General features: G+C 74.1%; 17 protein-coding genes, 1 rRNA gene and 1 pseudogene. 6 read left to right on the plus strand and 13 right to left on the minus strand.

Annotated elements, in window-relative coordinates; all coding sequences use genetic code 11:
• Nucleotides 1-318 precede the first annotated feature (318 nt).
• From AB0F03_RS09570 to AB0F03_RS09580, 3 genes are all read left to right on the plus strand, one after another.
• The gene (locus AB0F03_RS09570; RefSeq protein WP_361988232.1) at nucleotides 319-2,121 is read left to right on the plus strand and encodes a glycoside hydrolase family 15 protein; all 1,803 of its coding nucleotides are present in this window, start codon (nucleotides 319-321) and stop codon (nucleotides 2,119-2,121) included.
• Nucleotides 2,122-2,209: 88 nt separating this feature from the next.
• A complete protein-coding gene (locus AB0F03_RS09575; RefSeq protein WP_361988185.1) occupies nucleotides 2,210-3,592 on the plus strand; it encodes an FAD-binding oxidoreductase in 1,383 nt (460 codons plus the stop codon).
• Between the two features lie 50 nt (nucleotides 3,593-3,642).
• Nucleotides 3,643-5,289 carry a PucR family transcriptional regulator gene (locus AB0F03_RS09580; protein WP_361988187.1) on the plus strand — a complete coding sequence of 549 codons (1,647 nt, stop codon included), beginning with the start codon at nucleotides 3,643-3,645 and terminating at the stop codon, nucleotides 5,287-5,289.
• Nucleotides 5,290-5,345: 56 nt separating this feature from the next.
• On the opposite strand, the gene AB0F03_RS09585 is transcribed toward AB0F03_RS09580, so the two are convergent.
• The 6 genes from AB0F03_RS09585 to AB0F03_RS09610 all read right to left on the minus strand — a co-directional run bounded on the left by AB0F03_RS09585 (nucleotide 5,346) and on the right by AB0F03_RS09610 (nucleotide 11,777).
• The gene (locus tag AB0F03_RS09585; RefSeq protein WP_361988189.1) at nucleotides 5,346-6,491 is read right to left on the minus strand and encodes a glycosyltransferase family 4 protein; all 1,146 of its coding nucleotides are present in this window, start codon (nucleotides 6,489-6,491) and stop codon (nucleotides 5,346-5,348) included.
• 282 nt (nucleotides 6,492-6,773) lie between these two features.
• Complete coding sequence (locus tag AB0F03_RS09590) at nucleotides 6,774-7,529, minus strand: hypothetical protein (RefSeq protein WP_361988191.1); 756 nt, start codon at nucleotides 7,527-7,529, stop codon at nucleotides 6,774-6,776.
• A 313-nt stretch (nucleotides 7,530-7,842) separates the two neighbouring features.
• Entirely contained in the window at nucleotides 7,843-9,585 is a 1,743-nt protein-coding gene (gene recN / locus AB0F03_RS09595; protein WP_361988193.1) for a DNA repair protein RecN, read from the minus strand.
• Between the two features lie 139 nt (nucleotides 9,586-9,724).
• A complete protein-coding gene (locus tag AB0F03_RS09600) occupies nucleotides 9,725-10,630 on the minus strand; it encodes an NAD kinase (protein ID WP_121789511.1) in 906 nt (301 codons plus the stop codon).
• Nucleotides 10,627-11,442, minus strand: a complete 816-nt coding sequence (locus tag AB0F03_RS09605; protein ID WP_361988195.1) for a TlyA family RNA methyltransferase — start codon at nucleotides 11,440-11,442, stop codon at nucleotides 10,627-10,629. The genes AB0F03_RS09600 and AB0F03_RS09605 overlap by 4 nt, the downstream gene beginning before the upstream one ends.
• A gap of 56 nt (nucleotides 11,443-11,498) precedes the next feature.
• Nucleotides 11,499-11,777: a hypothetical protein gene (locus AB0F03_RS09610; RefSeq protein ID WP_361988197.1), complete on the minus strand. Its 279-nt coding sequence runs from the start codon at nucleotides 11,775-11,777 to the stop codon at nucleotides 11,499-11,501.
• Between the two features lie 42 nt (nucleotides 11,778-11,819).
• Between AB0F03_RS09610 and AB0F03_RS09615 the strand changes: the two genes are divergently transcribed.
• Nucleotides 11,820-12,167: a sterol-binding protein gene (locus AB0F03_RS09615; protein WP_361988199.1), complete on the plus strand. Its 348-nt coding sequence runs from the start codon at nucleotides 11,820-11,822 to the stop codon at nucleotides 12,165-12,167.
• On the opposite strand, the gene AB0F03_RS09620 is transcribed toward AB0F03_RS09615, so the two are convergent.
• The 4 genes from AB0F03_RS09620 to AB0F03_RS09635 all read right to left on the minus strand — a co-directional run bounded on the left by AB0F03_RS09620 (nucleotide 12,151) and on the right by AB0F03_RS09635 (nucleotide 16,207).
• Nucleotides 12,151-12,999 (minus strand): ABC transporter ATP-binding protein, encoded by an 849-nt coding sequence (locus AB0F03_RS09620; protein WP_361988201.1) that lies wholly within the window; start codon nucleotides 12,997-12,999, stop codon nucleotides 12,151-12,153. The two genes, AB0F03_RS09615 and AB0F03_RS09620, sit on opposite strands and share 17 nt — an antisense overlap.
• Nucleotides 12,996-14,009 (minus strand): iron chelate uptake ABC transporter family permease subunit, encoded by a 1,014-nt coding sequence (locus AB0F03_RS09625; protein WP_361988234.1) that lies wholly within the window; start codon nucleotides 14,007-14,009, stop codon nucleotides 12,996-12,998. The genes AB0F03_RS09620 and AB0F03_RS09625 overlap by 4 nt, the downstream gene beginning before the upstream one ends.
• Before the next feature lie 29 nt (nucleotides 14,010-14,038).
• The gene (locus tag AB0F03_RS09630; protein WP_361988203.1) at nucleotides 14,039-15,082 is read right to left on the minus strand and encodes an iron ABC transporter permease; all 1,044 of its coding nucleotides are present in this window, start codon (nucleotides 15,080-15,082) and stop codon (nucleotides 14,039-14,041) included.
• 96 nt (nucleotides 15,083-15,178) lie between these two features.
• Nucleotides 15,179-16,207: an HAD hydrolase-like protein gene (locus tag AB0F03_RS09635; protein WP_361988205.1), complete on the minus strand. Its 1,029-nt coding sequence runs from the start codon at nucleotides 16,205-16,207 to the stop codon at nucleotides 15,179-15,181.
• A gap of 74 nt (nucleotides 16,208-16,281) precedes the next feature.
• Between AB0F03_RS09635 and AB0F03_RS09640 the strand changes: the two genes are divergently transcribed.
• A complete protein-coding gene (locus AB0F03_RS09640; RefSeq protein ID WP_361988207.1) occupies nucleotides 16,282-17,565 on the plus strand; it encodes a DUF1015 domain-containing protein in 1,284 nt (427 codons plus the stop codon).
• 91 nt (nucleotides 17,566-17,656) lie between these two features.
• Here AB0F03_RS09640 and AB0F03_RS09645 read toward each other — a convergent pair whose 3' ends face one another.
• The 3 genes and pseudogenes from AB0F03_RS09645 to rrf all read right to left on the minus strand — a co-directional run bounded on the left by AB0F03_RS09645 (nucleotide 17,657) and on the right by rrf (nucleotide 20,102).
• Nucleotides 17,657-18,556, minus strand: coding sequence for a hypothetical protein (locus tag AB0F03_RS09645; protein ID WP_361988235.1), 900 nt, complete (start codon nucleotides 18,554-18,556; stop codon nucleotides 17,657-17,659).
• A 45-nt stretch (nucleotides 18,557-18,601) separates the two neighbouring features.
• Nucleotides 18,602-19,876: pseudogene (locus tag AB0F03_RS09650) on the minus strand (hypothetical protein); the annotation flags it as partial.
• Nucleotides 19,877-19,985: 109 nt separating this feature from the next.
• Nucleotides 19,986-20,102, minus strand: a 5S ribosomal RNA gene (gene rrf, locus AB0F03_RS09655).
• Between rrf and AB0F03_RS09660 the strand changes: the two genes are divergently transcribed.
• Nucleotides 20,091-20,272: hypothetical protein (locus tag AB0F03_RS09660; protein ID WP_361988209.1), on the plus strand; the 182-nt coding region annotated here is incomplete at its 3' end. The genes rrf and AB0F03_RS09660 overlap by 12 nt on opposite strands.

Raw genomic sequence — 20,272 nt, forward strand, 5'->3', positions numbered from 1 at the left:
CTACGGACAGTTCTTACCGCCGGTCACCCGTTCGGCCCACACTGGTTGTCCGGAGCGGCGCGCGGATCATCCAGGTGCGTCGTATCCTGCTCGGACACTCGCTGCCGAGCCCGGCCGGAAAAGACGGCACACCCCCGCTGCATCACCCCGGAACAACGAGAGCGCGGCAGTTCGTTGAGCAAAGACTGTCGTATTGCCTCAGGGCTCGGCGGGCTGCTTTGCTTCACCGCTCAACGACGCACAACAACGACCCCCTTGACCGCACTAAGCGATATCCCCCTGCGCGGGGGTGACGTGGCCGTTCGACTGGAGTTGCACGTGGCCGGGCGCATCGAAGACTACGCACTCATCGGAGACATGCAGACCGCGGCACTGGTCTGCCGGGACGGCACGGTGGACTGGCTGTGCCTGCCCCGCTTCGACTCGCATGCCATCTTCGCCGGCCTCCTGGGCACCGAGGAACACGGCTTCTGGCGGCTCGGCCCGGCGCACGCGGCCGACGCCGAGCCGCCCACGGCGGCCCGGCGCGGCTACCGCGGCGACTCGCTGATCCTGGAGTCCGAGTGGGACACCCCGCGCGGCACGGTACGCGTGACCGATTTCATGCCGCCGCGAGACGGCGCCCCCCAGCTGATCCGGATCGTGGAGGGCGTCACCGGCCGGGTGCCGATGCGCTCCGCCCTGCGGATGCGGTTCTCCTACGGCCGTGTGGTGCCGTGGGTGCACAAGCACGAGGGCCGCACGGTCGCCGTCGCCGGACCGGACTCCGTGTGGTTCGACACGGAGGTCGAGACCTACGGCAAGGCGCTGACCACGTACGCGGACTTCACGGTCGCCCCGGGTGACCGGATCGCCTTCACGATCTCCTGGGAGCCCTCCCACAAGCAGCCGCCGCCGCTGCCGGAGCCGGAGCAGTCGCTGGAGGCGACGGAGACGTTCTGGCGCGAGTGGGTCGAGCACTGTACGTACCACGGGCCGTACCGCGAGGCCGTGGTCCGCTCGCTGATCACCCTCAAGGCGCTGACGTACGCGCCCACGGGCGGCATCGTCGCGGCGCCCACCACCTCCCTGCCCGAGGACATCGGCGGCGTGCGCAACTGGGACTACCGCTACACCTGGCTGCGTGACGCGGCGATCACCCTCTCCTCGCTGCTGCGCACCGGCTACCGCGAGGAGGCCCGCGCCTGGCGCGAGTGGCTGCTGCGGGCGGTGGCCGGCGACCCGGAGAACCTCCAGATCATGTACGGCATCGCCGGTGAGCGGGAACTGGGCGAGGCCGAGCTGGACTGGCTGCCGGGCTACGAGAACTCGGCCCCGGTCCGGGTCGGCAACGGCGCCGCGCACCAGCTCCAGCTGGATGTGTACGGCGAGGTCACCGAGGCCCTGCACCTGGGCCACATGACGGGCCTGGCCCGCAACGACTACGCCTCGCTGCTCCAGCTGAAGCTGATCCGCTACCTGGAGGACCACTGGCAGGAGCCGGACGAGGGCATCTGGGAGGTGCGCGGCCCACGCCGGCACTTCGTGCACTCCAAGGTGATGGCCTGGGTCGCGGTGGACCGCACCATCAAGCTGATCGAGTCCGGTGACGCGGACGGCCCGCTGGAGCGCTGGAAGGAACTGCGCGACGACATCCACCGGGACGTCTGCGAGAAGGGCTACGACCAGGAGCGCAACACCTTCACCCAGTCCTACGGCTCCCGTGAGCTGGACGCCTCGCTGCTGCTGATCCCGCAGATGGGCTTCCTGCCGCCGGACGACAAGCGGGTGATCGGCACGATCGAGGCGATCCAGCGGGAGCTGTCCACCGCCGACGGGTTCATCCTGCGCTATCCGACGGAGGGCGACAACACGGGCGTCGACGGCCTGCCGGGTGACGAGGGCGCCTTCCTGGCCTGCTCGTTCTGGATGGCGGACGACCTGGCGATGATCGGCCGGGTGGACGAGGCCCGCAGGCTGTTCGAGAAGCTCCTCTCCCTGCGCAACGACCTCGGTCTGCTCGCCGAGGAGTGGGACCCGCGCCTGAAGCGCCAGGTCGGCAACTTCCCGCAGGCCTTCAGCCATGTCCCGCTGATCGACACGGCCCTGCGCCTGACCGCCTCGGGGGCGTACGGCGGCTGAACGCGACCGGAGGACAGGGGCCGTCGAGTCCGACGGGACGGCCTAGGCTGGAAGCGGACGACAGCCCCTGTTGCGGAAGGGGGCGGCCATGGCTCCCCTCTCGAAGGCGGGCGCGGCCCTGGACGCGCTGCGCGACGATCTGGTCGGCGCGGTGCTCGCCCCGGCCGACCCGGGTTACGACGAGGCCCGTACGGTCCTCGACGCGAGGACCGACCGGCGGCCGGCCGTGATCGCCCAGTGCGCGGACGCCACCGACGTGGTGCGGGCGGTGCGCTTCGGCCGGGAGCTGGATCTGCCGATCGCGGTGCGCGGCGGCGGGCACGGCGTGGCCGGTACGGCGCTCGGCGACGGGGCCCTCGTGGTGGACCTGCGCCGGATGCACGAGGTGAGTGTCGACCCGGCGGCCGGGGCGGTCCGGATCGAGGGCGGCGCCACGATGAGCCATCTGGACCGGGCCACCGAACCGTACGGTCTCGCCACCACCGGCGGGCGGGTCTCCACCACCGGCGTCGGCGGACTCGTCCTCGGCGGCGGCACCGGCTGGCTGGACCGTGCCTTCGGTCTCGCCGCCGACAACCTCCTCGGGGTCGAGCTGGTGACCGCCGACGCCGAGCGGGTGCACGCCGGCGCCGACGAGAACCCCGAGCTGTTCTGGGCGCTGCACGGCGGGGGCGGCAACTTCGGCGTCGCCACCGCGCTCACCCTGCGGCTGCACGAGCTGCCGGAGTTCTCCGTCGTCCTGCTGCTGTACCTCCCCGAGTCCGGCCCCGACGCGGTCCGCACCTTCCGGGAGGTCATCGCCGACGGGCCCGACGAGCTGGGCGGCGCGGTGCTGTACGGGGCCGGCCCGCCCGCGGAGTTCGTGCCGGAGCGGCTGGTGGGCACGCCGCTGTGCGGGGTGCTGCTGACGTACGCGGGCGGCGAGGACGACCTGCGCAAACTCGCCGGGCCGCTGCTCGCGCTGCCGCACGAGGTGGAGCTGGCCGGTGACATGCCGTACGCCGACGTGCAGTGCATGCTGGATGTCCCGTCCGGGCTGCGCCACCACTGGTCGGCGGAGTGCCTGACCGGGCTGCCGGACGAGGTGGTGGACGTCATCTGCGCCCGCGCGGACGGCCTGCCGGTGCCGGCCGGCTGCCGGCACCTCCTGTTCCCGCAGGGCGGGGCGATCGCCGCCGGCCCGCGCGAGTACCCGCTGCCGTACCGGGACGCGCCCTGGGCCGCGCACCCGTTCGCCGTCTGGGCGGAGCCGGCCGGCGACGAGCGGGCGATCGGCTGGGTGCGGGACGTGCGCGCCGGCCTGCGGCCGTGGACCACGGGCGCCGTCCACCTCAACTTCGTCGGCGACGAGGGACCCGAGCGGGTCCGGGCGGGCCTGGGCGTCGGCAACATCCTGCGCCTGGAGAAGGTGAAGCGGCGGTACGACCCCGACAACGTGTTCCGCTTCAACCACAACATCAGGCCCGTGTAGCCGGCCGGCGGACCTGTCATCGGGCCGTTTGCGCAGGTAGCGTCCGCTGCATGGACAGCCGTACGGACCACCGTTTCGACACCCAGGGCGCCGGCATCACCGTGCAGCGGGCGCTGGAGCTGCCCGGCCTGCGCAGCGGGCTGCCGGAGATCCTGGCGGGCGCCGACCGGCTCGGCCGTACCGTGCGCTGGGTGCACGCCGGCGAGGTGCCGAACATCGCCTCGCTGCTCAAGGGCGGCGAGCTGCTGCTCACCACCGGTTACGGCGTGGGCACCCGCCCGGCCGAGCAGCGGGCCTTCGTTCGCACCCTCGCCGAGCGCGGGATCGCCGCCCTGGTGGTGGAGCTGGGCCCGCGGTTCGCCCGGCTGCCCGCCGCCCTGGTGGACACCGCCCGGACGGCCGGCCTGCCCCTGGTCCAGCTGCACCGCGAGGTGCCGTTCGTGACGGTGACCGAGGAGATCCACACCGAGATCGTCAACCATCACTACGCGCTGCTCCAGCGGGCGGAGGAGGTGCACCGGCGGTGCACGGAGGCCCTGCTGGGCGGCGGCGGGGTGCCGCAGGTGCTGGGCATCCTGGCCGACTTCGGCGGCAACCCGGTGTTCCTGGAGACCGCCGACGGCCGCCTGCTGTACGCCGCCGGGTCCGGACCCGAGGGCGCGGACCCGCTCCAGGTGTGGGAGGGACTGCGCGGCCCGCACAAGGATGCCCCGCCGCCCTCCGGTTCGGTCCTGGTGGACGTGCCCGGCGGCGGACCCGGAACGACGGGTTCGGTGCGCGCCCGTCTCGTCCTGCTGCCGGTACGGGCGCCGCTGACCCCGGTGCACCGGATCGCCGCCGAGCGGGCCGCGGGCATCCTGGCCGTGGTGCTGATGCAGGCCCGGCAGGAGGAGGAGCTGGCGGCGCGCGGGCGCGGCGACTTCCTCACCGACCTCGCCGAGGGCCGGATCGCGGCGGAGGACGCGCCCGCGCAGGCCCGGGTCCTCGGCTTCAAGCCCGGCGACAGTCCGCTGCTGCCCGTCGTCATGCGCGTCGGGGACACCCTCTCGCCCGGCGGGGGCTGGGCGGTGCTGGCGCGGGCCGTCTCGGAGGAGCTGGCCGCGGTGGGCGTACCGGTGCTGCTGGGGGTGCGGCCGGTGGAGGGACGGGTACCGGTGCTGCTGGGGCTGCGCTCGGAGTCGGAGCGGGCGGCGGTCGCGGACCGGGTGGCGGCGGCGCTGCGGGCGGGTGTGGAGCGGGCCGGGATGCGTCGGCCGGGCTCCCCTCCCCCGGTGGTCGTCGTCGGCGTGGCCGGTGGCTGGGCGGCCGCGTCGGCGGGGCTGCGGCACGCGGCGGAGACGGCGACCGCGGCGCAGGGCCTGAGCGACCGGCCCTGGTACGACGCCCGCCGCCTCGACATCGACCTCCTGCTGTGGCGGCTGCGCGAACACCCGGATCTGGCGGCGTTCGTCGACCGCGCGATCGGCCCGCTGCGCGAGCACGACCACCGCTCCCGGCCGCCGCTGCTGCCCACCCTGGAGACCTATCTGGCGCACGCCGGCCGGAAGGCGGAGACGGCCCGCGAGCTGCACCTCAACCGGCAGACCCTCTACAACCGGCTCGCCCGGATCGGTGAGTTGCTGGGCACCGACCTCGACGACCCGCAAACGGTCCTGGCCCTGAGCCTGGCCCTGCGAGCCCGCCGCCACGTGCCGTAGGGTCTTCCGCTCGGATCCGCCCTGATCCGACCGAGAGGGCCTGGCCCCGCCGCCGGTCAGGCCAGGGGCCGGGGCTGGGTCAACTCGTCGTAGACGCTGAGCACCTGGGCGACGGTCTCGTCCTCCGTCGGCCACGTCGCCGCCTGCCGCACCCCGCGCTCGCGCAGCCGCGCGCACCACCCCGGGTCCCCCAGCAGCCGTACGACGGTGCCGGCCAGGGCGTCCGCGTCGCCGTAGGGAACGAGGGCCGCCGCGTCGCCGACGAGGTCCGGGATGCCGCCGACGCGGGTCGCTACGAGCGGCACGCGCGCGTGCAGCGCCTCCTGGGCGAGGACGGACCGTGACTCCTCACTGCTCGTCAGCAGCGCCAGATCGGCGGCGGCGAGCAGTGAGGGCACGTCGTCCCGGCGTCCGATGAGCCGCACCGGCAGTTCCTCGTCCTCGATGCGCCGCTGGAGCACCGGACGCAGCGGCCCCTCGCCCGCGATCACCACCAGCGGGACGGGGTCGAGGTCCCGCCAGGCCCGTGCCGCGTCGAGCAGGACGTCGTAGCCGCGCTGCCGGTCCAGGGAACCGACGGCGATGAGCAACGGGCGTCCGGTGGCGCCGAGTTCGGCCCGGGTCTTGGGCGGGAGCAGCTCGGGGTCGTCCAGGTCCGCCGGGTGACCGGGCCGGCGCCGGTCCGGCAGGGCGACGGCCGCGAGCCGGGCGTCGCGCGCACCGCACCGGCGGGCCAGGCCGACCAGGTCGGAGCTGGTGCCGAGGACCACGGCCGCGGTCCGCACGACCCGCCGCTCGAGCACCCGCAGCAGTTGTGCCCGCGGGCCCTCGGCACGGGTGCGGCCGTGCCAGGTGACCACCAGCGGGGTGCCGCGTCCGCTGAGTGCGAGCACGGTCCGGAAGGAGGCGTGCAGACCGTGCGCGTGCACCAGGTCGGCGTGGGCGCAGGCCGTCCGGAGCGCGGCCACGGAGACCGGGTCGCTGCTGCGCGGTACGTGCACGTGTTCGGCGCCGGCTCCGGTGAAGTCGTAGGCGCGTTCGGCCTCGACGGGGGCGCACACGGTGACCCGTACGCCCCGCGCCACGAGCCCCTGGGCCAGGGACCGCACGTGCGCGCTGCTGCCGGCGTTGCCTCCGCCGAGCACCTGCACGGTGCGCAGCGGCGACTGGCCGTGCGGTGCGTTGCTGCTCACGGGGGTCACGTGGCGGAAGCTCCTGGTTCGCATGGGCGGTACGAGGAAACGTACAGAAGGTAACGGGCTCAGGGGGCCGGAAGGGCGCACCCCGCGCGCCTCCCGCGCGGACGGTCCGGACCCGCCGCCCGCCCCCCTTTCCCCGTCAAGCATGCCAGGGCGTACGGCTGTTCAGGGACAGCCGGGAGGGCGCACCGCGCGGCGGGCCGGGGCAATGCGCCGGAGCACATCACCCACACGGAGGAGGGGAATTCCGCCATGGCCGAACGGCGGACCCGGCATACGGTGAGGTCAGCCGCCCACGGCGCGCGCCCACGCGCTCACCCGGTCCCCGTACCGGGCCGCCGCCACCACCACGACCGCGTGGGCGAGCAGCCCCGCGCGCCGGTTTCCCGCCGCCACGGCCGCCCCCAGCGCGGCACCGAGAGCGTGCGCCCCCGTGTCCCCGAGCATCGTCCGCTCCGCCAGGTCCTCCGGCAGCACGGCCGCGGCCGCCCCCAGCGCACCGGCGGCCAGCTGCCCGCCGGCCCCCGCGCGCACCGCCGCCGGCGCGCCGAGCAGGAGCACCGCGCCGGCGGCGCGTCCGGGCCGCACGTCGACGAGGTTGACCAGGTGGGCGGTGCCCGCGACGGCGATCCCGGCGAGCAGCCGGTCGAGCGGGTGTTCCTTCAGCAGGGCTCCCGCGGCCAGCCCGGCGGCAGAGATCCCGAACAGCTTCACGGCGCCGCTGGTGACCTCGCCGCCGCGCAGCGCCCCCAGGTGGGCGCGGAAGCCGCGCCGGTGGTCCCCGGCCACGTCGTCGTACGCCCCGCACGCCCCGGCGGCGAGAACGGCGAATCCGGCCCCGGGACGCACCCGGGCCGCGGCGAGGGCCGCTCCGAGGGCCGCGGCGGGACCGGCGTACAGCCCGACGGTGCGCCCGGCGTGGTTCGTCCGCTCCCAGCGCTCCCGCCCGCCGGGCGCCCGCGCGCGCAGCAGGGCCTGGCCGGCCCGGGTGAGTCCGGCGGCGAGGAGGAAGACGCGGGACGGCCGCGTCACGCTGATCATCCCGCCACCCTAGTCACCGGCGAAGACGCCGTCCGGTAGATCGGCCCGGTCCGTCGCCGGGCTCCTCCGCGTGCGCCCGGGCCGTCCCGGCGTCACCGCCCCGATCACCGACCAGGACGCCGTCCCACACCTCGGCCCTGGCGGCACCGGCAGCACGCCCGCAGGAGCCCGGATGCCATCCCCAAACCGCCACCCCGATCACCGGCGAAGACGCCGTCCCACACGTCCGCCCTGGCCGGCACCGGCAGCACGCCCGCACGGGCCCCGATGCCATCCCCAAACCGCCACCCCGATCACCGGCGAAGACGCCGGCTCAGAGGGCGGCCCTGGCCGTCGCCAGGAGTTCCTCGGCGTGCGCCCGGGCCGTCTCGGAGTCCTCCTGGCCCGCCAGCATCCGCGACAGCTCGCGGATGCGGTCCTCGCCCTCCAGGACCTTCACGCCGGAGCGGGTGACCGACCCGTCGTCGGTCTTCTCCACCAGCAGTTGCCGGTCGGCGAACGCGGCGACCTGCGGCAGGTGGGTGACCACGACGACCTGCGCGGTCCGGGCGAGCTTCGCCAGGCGCCGGCCGATCTCGACCGCGGCCTTGCCGCCGACCCCGGCGTCGACCTCGTCGAAGAGGTACGTCGGGACGGGGTCGGTGCCCGCGAACACGACCTCCACGGCCAGCATCACCCGGGACAGCTCACCGCCGGACGCGCCCTTGGCGATGGGCCGGGGCGGGGCGCCGGGGTGCGGGGCGAGGAGCAGTTCGACCTCGTCGGCGCCCGACGGCCCGTAGGCGACCGTACGGCCGCCGACCTCGACGCCCTCGGGGTCCTCGGTCTGCCGGATGTCGAAGGACACGCGCGCGTGGGGCATCGCCAGCGAGGCCAGCTCGGCGGTCACCGCGGCGGCGAACCGCTCGGCGGCCTCGGCGCGCGCGTCGGTCAGCGCCTGCGCCAGCCCGCCCAGCTCGGCGCGCAGGGCGTCCCGCTCGGCGGTCAGCTCGCCGGTCCGCTCGTCGTCGCCGTCCAGCTCGGTGAGGCGCGCGGCGCTCTGCTCGGCCCAGGCGAGGACGGCGTCGACGTCCTCGCCGTACTTGCGGGTCAGTGCGGTGAGCGCGGCCCGCCGTTCCTCCACGGCGGCCAGCCGCAGCGGATCGGCGTCCAGGTCGTCGGCGTATCCGGCCAGCTCGCCCGCCACGTCGCCGAGCAGGATCCCGATCTCCCCGGCCCGGTCGGCGAGCGCGGCCAGCGCCGGATCGTGGGAGCGTACGGCCTCCAGCGCCCGGTGGGCGCCTGCGACGAGGGTCGAGGCGTCGATCCCCTCCGGGTCCTCCGGGTTGCCCGCGAGAGCGGCGTGCGCGACCGTCGCGGCGGACGCCAGTGCCTCGGCGTGCCCGAGCCGCTCCGCCTCCTCGGCCAGCTCCGCGTCCTCCCCGGGCCGCGGCTCCACGGCGGCGATCTCGTCCAGCCCGTAGCGCAGCAGGTCGGCTTCCTGCGCCCGCTCACGGGCGCGGGTGGTGATCTCCTCCAGCTCGGCGGAGACGGCCCGCAGCCGCCGGTACGCCTCCGTGTAGGCGGCGAGCGGCACGGCGACGGCATCGCCCGCGTACCGGTCCAGGGCCTGCCGCTGCCGGGACAGCTTCAGCAGCCCCTGCTGGTCGGTCTGCCCGTGCACGGCCACCAGGTCGTCGGCCAGCTCGGCGAGCAGCCCGACGGGCACGCTGCGTCCGCCCAGATGCGCGCGGGAGCGGCCCTCGGCGGAGACGGTACGGGTGATGAGCAGGGCCCCGTCGTCCAGCTCGGCACCGGCCTCCTCGGCCCGGACGACGGCGGCGGCGTCGGCGGGTACGGCGATCCGCCCCTCGACGACGGCCTTCTCGGCGCCGATCCGCACCAGCGCCGGGTCCGCCCGGCCGCCGAGCAGCAGCCCCAGGCTCGTGACCACCATGGTCTTGCCCGCACCCGTCTCACCGGTGACAGCGGTGAACCCCGGTGACAGCTCGACCACAGCATCGTCGATGACCCCGAGTGACCGTATCCGCATCTCCTCCAACACGGAACAGACCATACGAGGTCCGGGGCGGGGAGCGCACATGGCCCGCCCGTGTCACCCCGGCGAGTGGTCCCGCCGACGGGGCGCGGCGAACCGCGCGGCGAGCCACGAAGCACCCGCACCCGCCGGAGGCCGCGCCGGGCCCCACGATCCGCTAGTGCGGCGCTCCCCGCCATCCGGTGGTGGGCAGCGCGAACTTCGCCACGATCCGGTCCGTGAACGACGAGTGGTGCAACCGGGCGAGCCGCACCGGCACGGCCCCCCGCCGCACCTCCACCCGCGCCCCCGGCGGCAGCTCGACGGTCCGCCGTCCGTCGCACCACAGGACGCCGGGCGGGACGTGCGGCAGGACCTCCACCGCCAGCACCGAGTCCGGCGAGGTGACCAGCGGCTTGGCGAACAGGGCGTGCGCGCTGATCGGCACCATCAGCAGCGCCTCCACCTCGGGCCACACCACCGGGCCGCCGGCGGAGAACGCGTACGCGGTGGACCCGGTCGGCGTGGACAGGACGACCCCGTCGCACCCGAACCCCGTCACCGGCCGCCCGTCGATCTCCAGCACGACTTCCAGCAGCTTCTCGGCGCCGGCCTTCTGCACGGCCGCCTCGTTCAGCGCCCAGTCGGTGTGCACGATGTCCCCGTTGCGGTGCACGACGACGTCGACGGTCATCCGCTCCTCGACCTCGTAGGACCGTGCCACCACCCGGTCCACCACCCGGTCCAGGTCGTCGCGTTCTGCCTCGGCGAGGAAGCCGACGCGCCCGAGGTTGACGCCGAGCATCGGCACCCCGGAGGCGCGCGCGAACTCGGCGCCGCGCAGCAGCGTGCCGTCACCGCCGAGCACGATCAGCAGCTCGCACCCGTCGAGGCACTGCGGGGTGGCCTCCTTGACGAGCCCCACCTCGTCGGGGAGCGGCAGGTCGCGGGCCTCCTCCTCCAGTACCCGCACCCCGATGCCGTGCCGGAGCAGGCCCTTGACGACGAGTTCCGCGCTGCGGATCGCCGCGGGCCGCCCGGTGTGGGCGAGCAGGAAGACAGTACGCGCCAGGTTCTGTGTCACCGGGGCCCCTCCGCCACTGCACGGTCGACGTCGGCCGGGTCCACCTGGGGTGCTCCCGCCCGCAGCCAGAGAAAGTACTCCACGTTCCCCGAGGGCCCGGGCAGCGGGCTCGCGGTGACGCCACGCACCCCGAGTCCCAGCTCCCAGGCCTTTTGGGCCACTCCCCGCACGGCGTCCGCCCGCAGTTGCGGACTCCGTACGACACCTCCGCTGCCGAGCCGTTCCTTCCCCACCTCGAACTGCGGCTTGACCATCATCACCAGGTCGGCGTCCGGCGTCACGCACCGCTTCAGAGCGGGCAGGACCAGCCCGAGCGGGATGAAGGACAGATCGCCCACGACTAGATCCACCGGTTCCCCATCGATCGCCTCAAGCGTCAACTCGCGTACGTTCGTACGGTCCTTGACGGTGACGCGTTCATCGTTGCGCAGACTCCAGGCGAGCTGCCCGTAGCCGACGTCCACCGCGACGACGTGGGCGGCGCCCGCGCGCAGCAGGACATCGGTGAAGCCGCCGGTGGACGCGCCGGCGTCCAGCGCGCGCCGGCCCTCGACGGCGAGGCCCTGCGGCACGAAGGCGGCGAGCGCGCCGGCGAGCTTGTGCCCGCCCCGGGACACGTAGTCCGGGTCGCTGTCGTCGGCCCGGACCACGATCGCCGCCGCGGCCTCCACCTGGGTGGCCGGCTTGGTCGCCACGGTCCTGCCGACGGTGACCCGGCCGGCGGCGATCAGCTGGCCGGCGTGCTCGCGCGAGCGGGCGAGCTTCCGGCGGACCAGCTCCGCGTCGAGACGGCGGCGTGCGACTCCTGCCACGTTCGGTTCAGCTCCTGCTATTCGTACGGCGGTCGGGGGATGCGACCCGGAGGGTCTCACCGGGGGGCGGCGGTCGGGTGACGGTCCGGAACCGGGGGTCCCGGGCGGGCGTCGAGCGCGGTGAGCGCGTCGCGCAGCCCCCGGTGCACATCCTCGTACACCTCGGTGTGTCCGTCGGTGGCGAGGTGGCCGGCGTCGGCCAGCCGTTCCAGCAGGGCGTCGACCCCGGCGTCGCCGGTGGGGGTGCGCGGGATGTTCAGGGGGGCGGGGGCGGCGGGGTCGTACGCGGGCTCCGCCGCGGCGGCGGTCCCGGCCTCGGACACGGACTCGCTCATGCCCAGACGCTACCCCGAACCGCTGGGGTACCGTCGGTGGCGATGGCCACGATCGAGGAGTGCCGCGCCGCACTGGGCAAGCTTTCGGACAACATGCAGGGGGCCGGCGGCGAGGTCCGTGCCGCCGCCGCCCTGGACCGCTCGGTGAGCTGCCACATCACCGATCTCGACGTCACCTTCGCGGGCCGGCTGACGGGCGGCCGGATCGAGGTCGACGCGACCCGGCCGGGGGAACCGCGCGAACGGGCGCAGATCCGGCTCGCCATGGCCGGTGACGACCTGGTGGCCCTGGTGGGCGGCGGGCTGAACTTCGCGACCGCCTGGGGCTCGGGCCGGGTGCGGCTGGAGGCGAGCCTGCTGGACCTGTTCCGGCTCAGGAAGCTGCTGTGACCCGCCGCGCCCGCGCCTTCCGGGCGGCCGGCACCACCAGCGGGGTGCCGGTCTCGGGGTCGTCGATGACCTGACAGCGCAGCCCGAAGACCTCCTCGACCAGCTCCGCCGTGACGATGTCGCCCGGTGCGCCCTCGGCGACCACCTCGCCGCCGCGCAGGGCGATCAGATGGGTGGCGTAGCGGGCGGCGTGGTTCAGGTCGTGCAGGACGGCGACCAGGGTGCGGCCCCGCGTCTCGTGCAGCTCGGCGCACAGGTCGAGGACGTCGATCTGGTGCTGGATGTCGAGGTAGGTGGTCGGCTCGTCCAGCAGCAGCAGCGGGGTCTCCTGGGCCAGCGCCATGGCGATCCACACGCGCTGGCGCTGTCCGCCGGACAGCTCGTCCACGTACCGGTCGGCCAGCCCGTCGACCCCGGTCTGCCGCATCGACTCCTGGACGACCCGCTCGTCCTGCGCGGACCACTGGCGCAGCAGGCCCTGGTGCGGGTAGCGGCCCCGGCCGACGAGGTCGGCGACGGTGATCCCGTCGGGCGCGACGGACGACTGCGGCAGCAGACCGAGGGTCCGCGCCACCTTCTTGGCGGGCATCGACCGGATGGCCTCCCCGTCCAGCAGCACCCGGCCCCGGCTCGGCCTGAGCATCCGGGACAGCGCCCGCAGCAGCGTCGACTTGCCGCACGCGTTCGGGCCGACGATCACCGTGAAGGAGTGGTCGGGGATCTCCACCGACAGCTGGTCCGCGATGACGCGCTGGTCGTAGGCGAGGGTGACGTTCTCGGCGGACAGGCGGTTCACAGTGCTCCTAGGGGTGTTCGGGGAGGCGCCGCTCATATCCGGCCCGCCCGGCGCTCGGCGACCAGCAGCCACAGCAGATAGCCGCCGCCGAGGACGCCCGTGACGACGCCGACGGGCAGTTGGTCGGCGCCGAACAGGCGCTGGGAGGCCCAGTCGGCGGCGACCAGCAGGGCGGCACCCATGCAGAGGGAGGGCACCAGGTTCGGCCCCGGCGAGCGGGTCAGGCGCCGGGCGAGCTGCGGTGCGGTGAGCGCGACGAAACCGACGGGACCCGCGGCGGCGGTGGCGGTGGCGGTGAGCAGGACGGCGCAGACCATCAGCAGGAGCCGGACGCGCTGCACGCCCACACCGAGCGCGTTCGCGACGTCGTCGCCCATCTCCATCATCCGCAGGCCGCGCGCGTTGACGAGGACCAGCGGGACGAGGACGGCGCACACCGCCAGGAGCGGCCGGACCTGGTCCCAGTCACGGCCGTCGAGCGAGCCGGTCATCCACACCACCGCGCGGGCCGCGTCGACCAGGTCGGCCTTGGTGAGCAGGTAGCCGTTGACCGCGGTGACGAGCGCGTTGACACCGATGCCGACCAGAACCAGCCGGTATCCGTGCACACCCTGCTTCCAGGCGAGCAGATAGATGGCGAGACCGGTCACCAGGCCCCCGATCAGCGCGCCGGCGGTGACCTGGGCGGCGCCGCCGGACATCAGCACGATCACCACGAGCGCGCCGGCCGTCGATCCCTGCGACAGGCCGAGCACGTCGGGACTGCCGAGCGGGTTGCGGGACACGGCCTGGAACAGGGCGCCGCCGAGCCCCAGCGACGCGCCGACCAGCAGGCCGACGAGGACCCGCGGCAGCCGCAGTTCGTCGACGATGAATTCCTGGTAGGCGGTGCCGTTCCCGGCGAGCGTCCTGAGCACGTCGGCCACCGGGATCCTCGCCTCGCCGGTGCCGATCAGCGCGATCCCGGCGGCCAGCGCGGCGGCCAGCACCAGCACGACGACCGTCAGGGCACGCGGGTCCAGCCGCAGGGACAGCCCGCCGGGCATACGGACGGCACGGCTCCTGGAGTGGGTCTTCACAGCTGGGCCGTCCTCCGCCGTCGTACGAGAAAGATGAAGACCGGGCCTCCGACGACCGCGGTCACGATGCCGACCTGGACCTCGGAGGGCCGGGCCACGACCCGCCCGAGGACATCGGCGCCGAGCAGCAGCACGGGCGACGACACCGTGGCGTACGGCAGGACCCAGCGCAGGTCGGGGCCGGTGAAGGAACGCACCACGTGCGGGACCATCAGGCCGACGAAGACGATAGGGCCGCAGGCGGCGGTCGCCGCACCGCACAGCACCACGGCGGACAGCATGGCCAGGGCGCGGGTGCGGTCGAGGTTCGCGCCGAGCGCCCGGGCGGTGTCGTCGCCCATCTCGACGGCGTTCAGCGGCCGGGCCAGGGCGAGCGCGAGGACGGTGCCGGCCGCGAGGAACGGCAGCACCTGGAGGATGGTCGAGTCGGTGGCCGAGGCCAGTGAACCCACCGTCCAGAAGCGCATCTTGGCCAGCGCCGCGCCGTCCGTGATCATCACGGCCTGGAGATAGCCGTAGAGAGCGGCGCTGATCGCCGTACCGGCGAGCGCGAGCCGCACCGGGGTGGCGCCCCGGCTGCCGCCGAGGAACCACACCAGCGCGCCGACCGCCGCCGCGCCGAGGAACGCGAACCACACATAGCCGCTCAGGCTGGTGACGCCGCAGTAGGTGAGGGCCGTGACGACGGCGGCGGAGGCACCCGCGTTGATGCCGAGCAGCCCGGGGTCGGCCAGCGGATTGCGGGTCAGCGCCTGGAGCACCGCACCGGACAGACCGAGCGCGGCGCCCACCAGGAGCCCGAGGACCGTGCGCGCGAGCCGGTCGTCCACGACGACGTCCCCGTAGGTCCCCGAGGCGTGGAAGAGGCCGTGCCAGACCTGTTCCGGGGACAGTGCCTTCGCCCCGGTCGCGATGCTCGCCAGGGCGACGAGCGCCAGGAGCACGACCGAGAGCAGGAGCCCAACGGCCCTTGCCACTCGGCGGGTCGGGGGCGCGGCCGTGGCTTCCGCGCGCTGTTCCGGAGGACTGTCGACCAACACCAGGTTAGGGTAGCCTACCCTTTCCGTGATCTCGATCCCCGGTGACGGCGCACCCCCCGGAAGACGGAACTCCAGCCGCCTTCCGGAACAGCGGCCTCACCACCCCAGCCGGTCGAGCGCCTTGCCCCCGTCCAGCTCGCACGCGCCGTCCCCGGCCGCCGTCCACGCCGCCGCGCACAGCGCCCGCAGCCCGTCCAGCGCCTCCCCGTCGCCCTCCAGCGCCAGCCGATCGGACCCGGCGGTCGCCGTCCAGCCACCGCAGCGGAAACCGTCACCGTCCGCGGCGACCTCCGGCTGCCCGGTGAGCAGCCCGCGCAGATCGGCGTCCACGAACGTCGGCCGGTGCCGCGGCGGCGCGGCGAGCAGCTGCGGCGCGTCGGTGACGCCGGTCAGCACCAGCAGCGAGTCGACCCCGCCGTGGAACGCGCCCTCGATGTCCGTGTCCAGCCGGTCCCCGACGACCAGCGGGCGCTCGGCACCGGTCCGGATGATCGTCTCCCGGTGCATCGGGGGCAGCGGCTTGCCCGCCACCTGCGGCTCGGCGCCGGTCGCGATGCGCACGACCTCCACGGCCGCCCCGTTGCCCGGCGCGATGCCCCGCCCGCTCGGGATCGTCAGATCGGTGTTGGACGCGAACCACGGCACCCCGCGGCTGACCGCGTACGACGCCTCCGCGAACCGCCCCCAGGGCAGATCGGGCCCGCCGTACCCCTGCACGACCGCCGCCGGGTCGTCGTCCGCCGACTCCACCGGCACCAGGCCGCGCTCACGCAGCGCCACCCGCAGCCCCTCCCCGCCGATCACCAGCACCCGCGCCCCGGCCGGCACCTGCTCGGCGATCAGCCGTGCGACGGCCTGCGCGGAGGTGATGACATCACCGGCACCCGTCGGTATCCCCAGCTCCGTGAGGTGCCCGGCCACGGCGTCCGGGGTCCGCAGCGCGTTGTTGGTGACGTAGGCGAGACGCATACCGCCCTCGCGGGCCGCGGCCAGCGAGTCGACCGCGTGCGCGATCGCGTTCCCGCCCGCGTACACCACGCCGTCCAGATCGAGGAGCGCCGTGTCGTACGCCTCGTTCAGGGGCCGCTCACTGCCCTCGGGCCTCGTCCTGACACCTTGGCTCATTTCGCATCGCTCCTCGTTCGTTCGCCTTTCCCCCGATCATCCCGCACGCCGCCGGCCCCACGTACGATGCCGGGATGAAGACAGCAGGTCACTCGGAGGCAACGGCGCGCCGAGGCCTGGAACTCACACCGTTCCGAGGTCTCCGTTACGACCCCGACCGGGTCGGCAGCCTCGCCTCCGTCACGTCCCCTCCCTACGACGTCGTCGTGCGCCCCGACGGCCTGCACCACCTCCAGTCCGCCGACCCCTACAACATCGTCCGGCTGATCCTGCCCCAGGCCGGCACCCCGAGCGCCCGCACCGAGCAGGCGGCCGACACCCTCCGCCGCTGGCTGGACGAGGGCATCCTCACCGCGGACCGGGAACCCGGCCTCTACGTGTACGAGCAGCAGGACACCGACGGCGTGCTCCAGCGCGGGGTCATCGGCACCCTGCGCGTCTCGGATCCCGCCGAGGGCGTGGTGCTTCCGCACGAGGACGTCATGCCGCCCGTGGTCGCCGACCGCGCCGCCCTGATGCGCGCCACGCGCGCGAACCTGGAGCCGCTGCTGCTGACGTACCGGGGCGACGGCACCGCCGCCGAGGTCGTCGAACGCACGGCCGGCCGCCCGCCGCTGCTGGCCACGACCACCGAGGACGGCTTCCACCACCGGCTGTGGTCCGTCACCGACCCCGGCGACGTCGCCCGCATCCGGTCCGACCTCGCCGGCCGGCAGGCCCTGATCGCCGACGGCCACCACCGCTGGGCCACCTACCTGCGGCTGCGCGCCGAACACCCCTCCCCCAGTCCCTGGGACCACGGCCTGGTCCTCCTGGTGGACACGGCCCGCTATCCGCTGCGGGTGCGCGCCATCCACCGGCTGCTGCACGGCCTGCCGGTCGCCGACGCCCTGACGGCCGTGGCGGGTCTGTTCCGGACACAGCGCCTCGACCTGCGGCTGCCGCAGGCCCTGGAGGTGCTCGCCGACGCCTCCTCCGAGGGCAACGCCTTCCTGCTGGCCGGGGACGGCGCCTTCCACCTCCTGGACCGTCCGGATCCGGACCTGCTGGCCCGGACGATCCCGGCGGACCGGCCGGCCGCCTGGCGTTCCCTGGACGCGACGGTCCTGCACACCACCCTGCTGGAGCACGTCTGGCGGATCCCGGAGGACTCCCCGGCGCACATCGCCTACATACACGACACGCCCGCGACGGTCGAGAAGGCGGAACGCGACGGCGGTACGGCCGTCCTGATGCACCCGGTCCGCGAGGAGGTCGTCCGCGACCTGGCCCGACAGGGCGTCACGATGCCCCGCAAGTCGACGTCGTTCGGCCCGAAACCGGCCTCGGGACTGGTACTGCGCGCGCTGGACATCTGACCGGGCACAAGCAACGGCACAGCAAAGGGAAACGGCACGAAAAAAAGGGCAGGCTCCCCGGGGAGCCTGCCCTCTTCGTCACCGACCTGGGTCAGTCCTTGTCACCGGCCTCCGGGGAGGCGACGTCCTCAGCCTTCTTGGCGTCGGCGACCTCCTCGGCCTCCGCGGCCTCGACGGGCTTGCCCGGCTCCTCGGCGTCGGCGGGCTCGACGGCCCCGGCGGGCTCGCCGGACACCTGAACCTCGTCGGCCTCCTCGGTCTCCTCCGACTCGACGGACTCAGCGACCTCGTCGGGCTGCTCGGACTCATCCTCGGCCAGGGCGTCGACGAACTCGACGCCGTCCAGCTCGGCCAGTCGGTCCGAGGCGTCCGTGCTGCTGTCCCGGTCGGCCTCGACGGCCTTGGCGAACCAGTCGCGTGCCTCGCGCTCCCGGCCGGCGGCCAGCAGCGCGTCGGCGTACGCGTAGCGCAGGCGAGCGGTCCAGGGCTGCACCGACTGGGAGGCCAGCTCGGGGCTCTGGAGGGTCACGATGGCCGCGTCCAGCTGCCCCATGTCACGGCGGGCGCCGGCGGCGACGAGCCGCATCTCGACCTGCCCGGCCTTGTCCAGCTTGTGCACCTCCGGGGCGCCGGCCATGTCCAGCGCCTTCTCCGGCCGTCCGAGCCCGCGCTCGCAGTCGGCCATGACCGGCCACAGTTCCACGGTGCCGGTCATCCGCCGGGCGGCCCGGAACTCCCCGAGGGCCTCGGCGTACTTCTGGGTGGCGTACGCCGCGAACCCGGCGGCCTCCCGTACGGCGGCCACGCGGGACGCCAGACGCAGGGCCACCTTGGAGTAGCCGTACGCGCCCTCGGGGTCCTCGTCGAGGAGCCGGGCGACCATCACCAGGTTCTTGGCGACGTCCTCAGCGAGCGTCTTGGGCAGGCTCTGAAGCTCCTGCCGGACGTCCTTGTCGATCTCGTCACCGGTGACGTCCTCCGGGATCGGCAGCCGCTTGATCGGCTCCCGGTCCCGGTCCCGCTCGTCACGGAACCGGCCACCACCACGGTGGTCGTCCCGGCGGTCGTCACGGCCCCGGAAGCCACCGGGCCGGCCACCGCGGTCGTCCCGGTGCGGCCCACGGCCACCGCGGTCGTCCCGGCGGTCGTCGCGCCGGAAACCGCCGCGCTCACCACGGTCGTCACGACCCCGGAAACCACCACGGTCCTCACCACGACGGTCGTCGCGTCGCTCGACACGACTGTCGTCGCGGCGGAAGCCGCCGGCGCGGTTGTCGTCGCGGCGGTCGTCGCGGCCCCGGAAGCCACCGCGGTTGTCGTCGCGGCGGAACGGGGGACGGTCGCCGCCCCGGTCCCCGCCACGCTCGCCGCCCCGGTCGTCGTCACGGCGGTACGACGGACGGTCGCTGCCGCGGTCGTCACGGCGGAAGCCGCGGTCCCCACGGTCGTCCCGACGCGGTCCACGGTCACGGTCGTCACGCTGGAACGCCGGACGCGAACCCCGGTCACCCTCACGACGGTCGTCACGCTGGAACGCCGGACGCGACGTCCGGTCACCCTCACGACGGTCGTCACGGCGGCCGGCGTAACCACCACGGTCACCACGCTCGCCGTAGCCGCCACCACGGCGGTCGTCACGGCGGTCGTCGCGGCGGAAGCCGCCGGCGCGGTTGTCGTCGCGGCGGTCGTCGCGGCCCCGGAAGCCACCGCGGTTGTCGTCGCGGCGGAACGGGGGACGGTCGCCGCCCCGGTCCCCGCCACGCTCGCCGCCCCGGTCGTCGTCACGGCGGTACGACGGACGGTCGCTGCCGCGGTCGTCACGGCGGAAGCCGCGGTCCCCACGGTCGTCCCGACGCGGTCCACGGTCACGGTCGTCGCGCTGGAACGCCGGACGCGAACCCCGGTCACCTTCACGGCGGTCGTCACGCTGGAACGCCGGACGCGAACCCCGGTCGCCCTCACGGCGGTCGTCACGCTGGAACGCCGGACGCGACGTCCGGTCACCCTCACGGCGGAAACCGCCGCCGCGGTTGTCGTCACGCCGGTCGTCACGACGGAAGCCGCCGCGCTCGCTACGGTCGCGGTCGTCACGCCGGTCATCGCGGCGGTCGTCACGGCGGAAGCCACCGCGGTTGTCGTCACGCCGGCCGGGAGCGCCGGCACGGTCGTCACGACGGCCGCTGTCACGGCGGTCGTTGTCCCGGCGGAACCCCCCGCGGTCACTGCGGTCACCGCGGTCACCCCGGAAGCCTCCGCGGTCGCCCCGGTCACCACTGTCCCGTCGCCGCTGGTCGCGCTCCGGTCGGTCGTCGGGAGAGTTGGTGGACATGGTGACTCCTGTCATCGGTACACAAGCATAGTAAAAACGAAAGGACCCCTGGTCCCAGCTGAACGCTGGGACCAGGGGTCCTCCAAAGATTGTTCGGCGGCGTCCTACTCTCCCACAGGGTCCCCCCTGCAGTACCATCGGCGCTGTGAGGCTTAGCTTCCGGGTTCGATATGTAACCGGGCGTTTCCCTCACGCTATGACCACCGAAACCCTAATGGTTTCGAGCGAACAAGCACACTTTTTTGTTATGTGTTCTGCTCAAGAAACCGGCAACGGTCGTTGCCTCAGAACCAACACAGTGAACGCGAGCATCAATGGACAAGCCCTCGGCCTATTAGTACCGGTCACCTCCACACGTTACCGTGCTTCCAGATCCGG

It is taken from the genome of Streptomyces sp. NPDC028722, assembly GCF_040637655.1.
Lineage (GTDB): Bacteria > Actinomycetota > Actinomycetes > Streptomycetales > Streptomycetaceae > Streptomyces.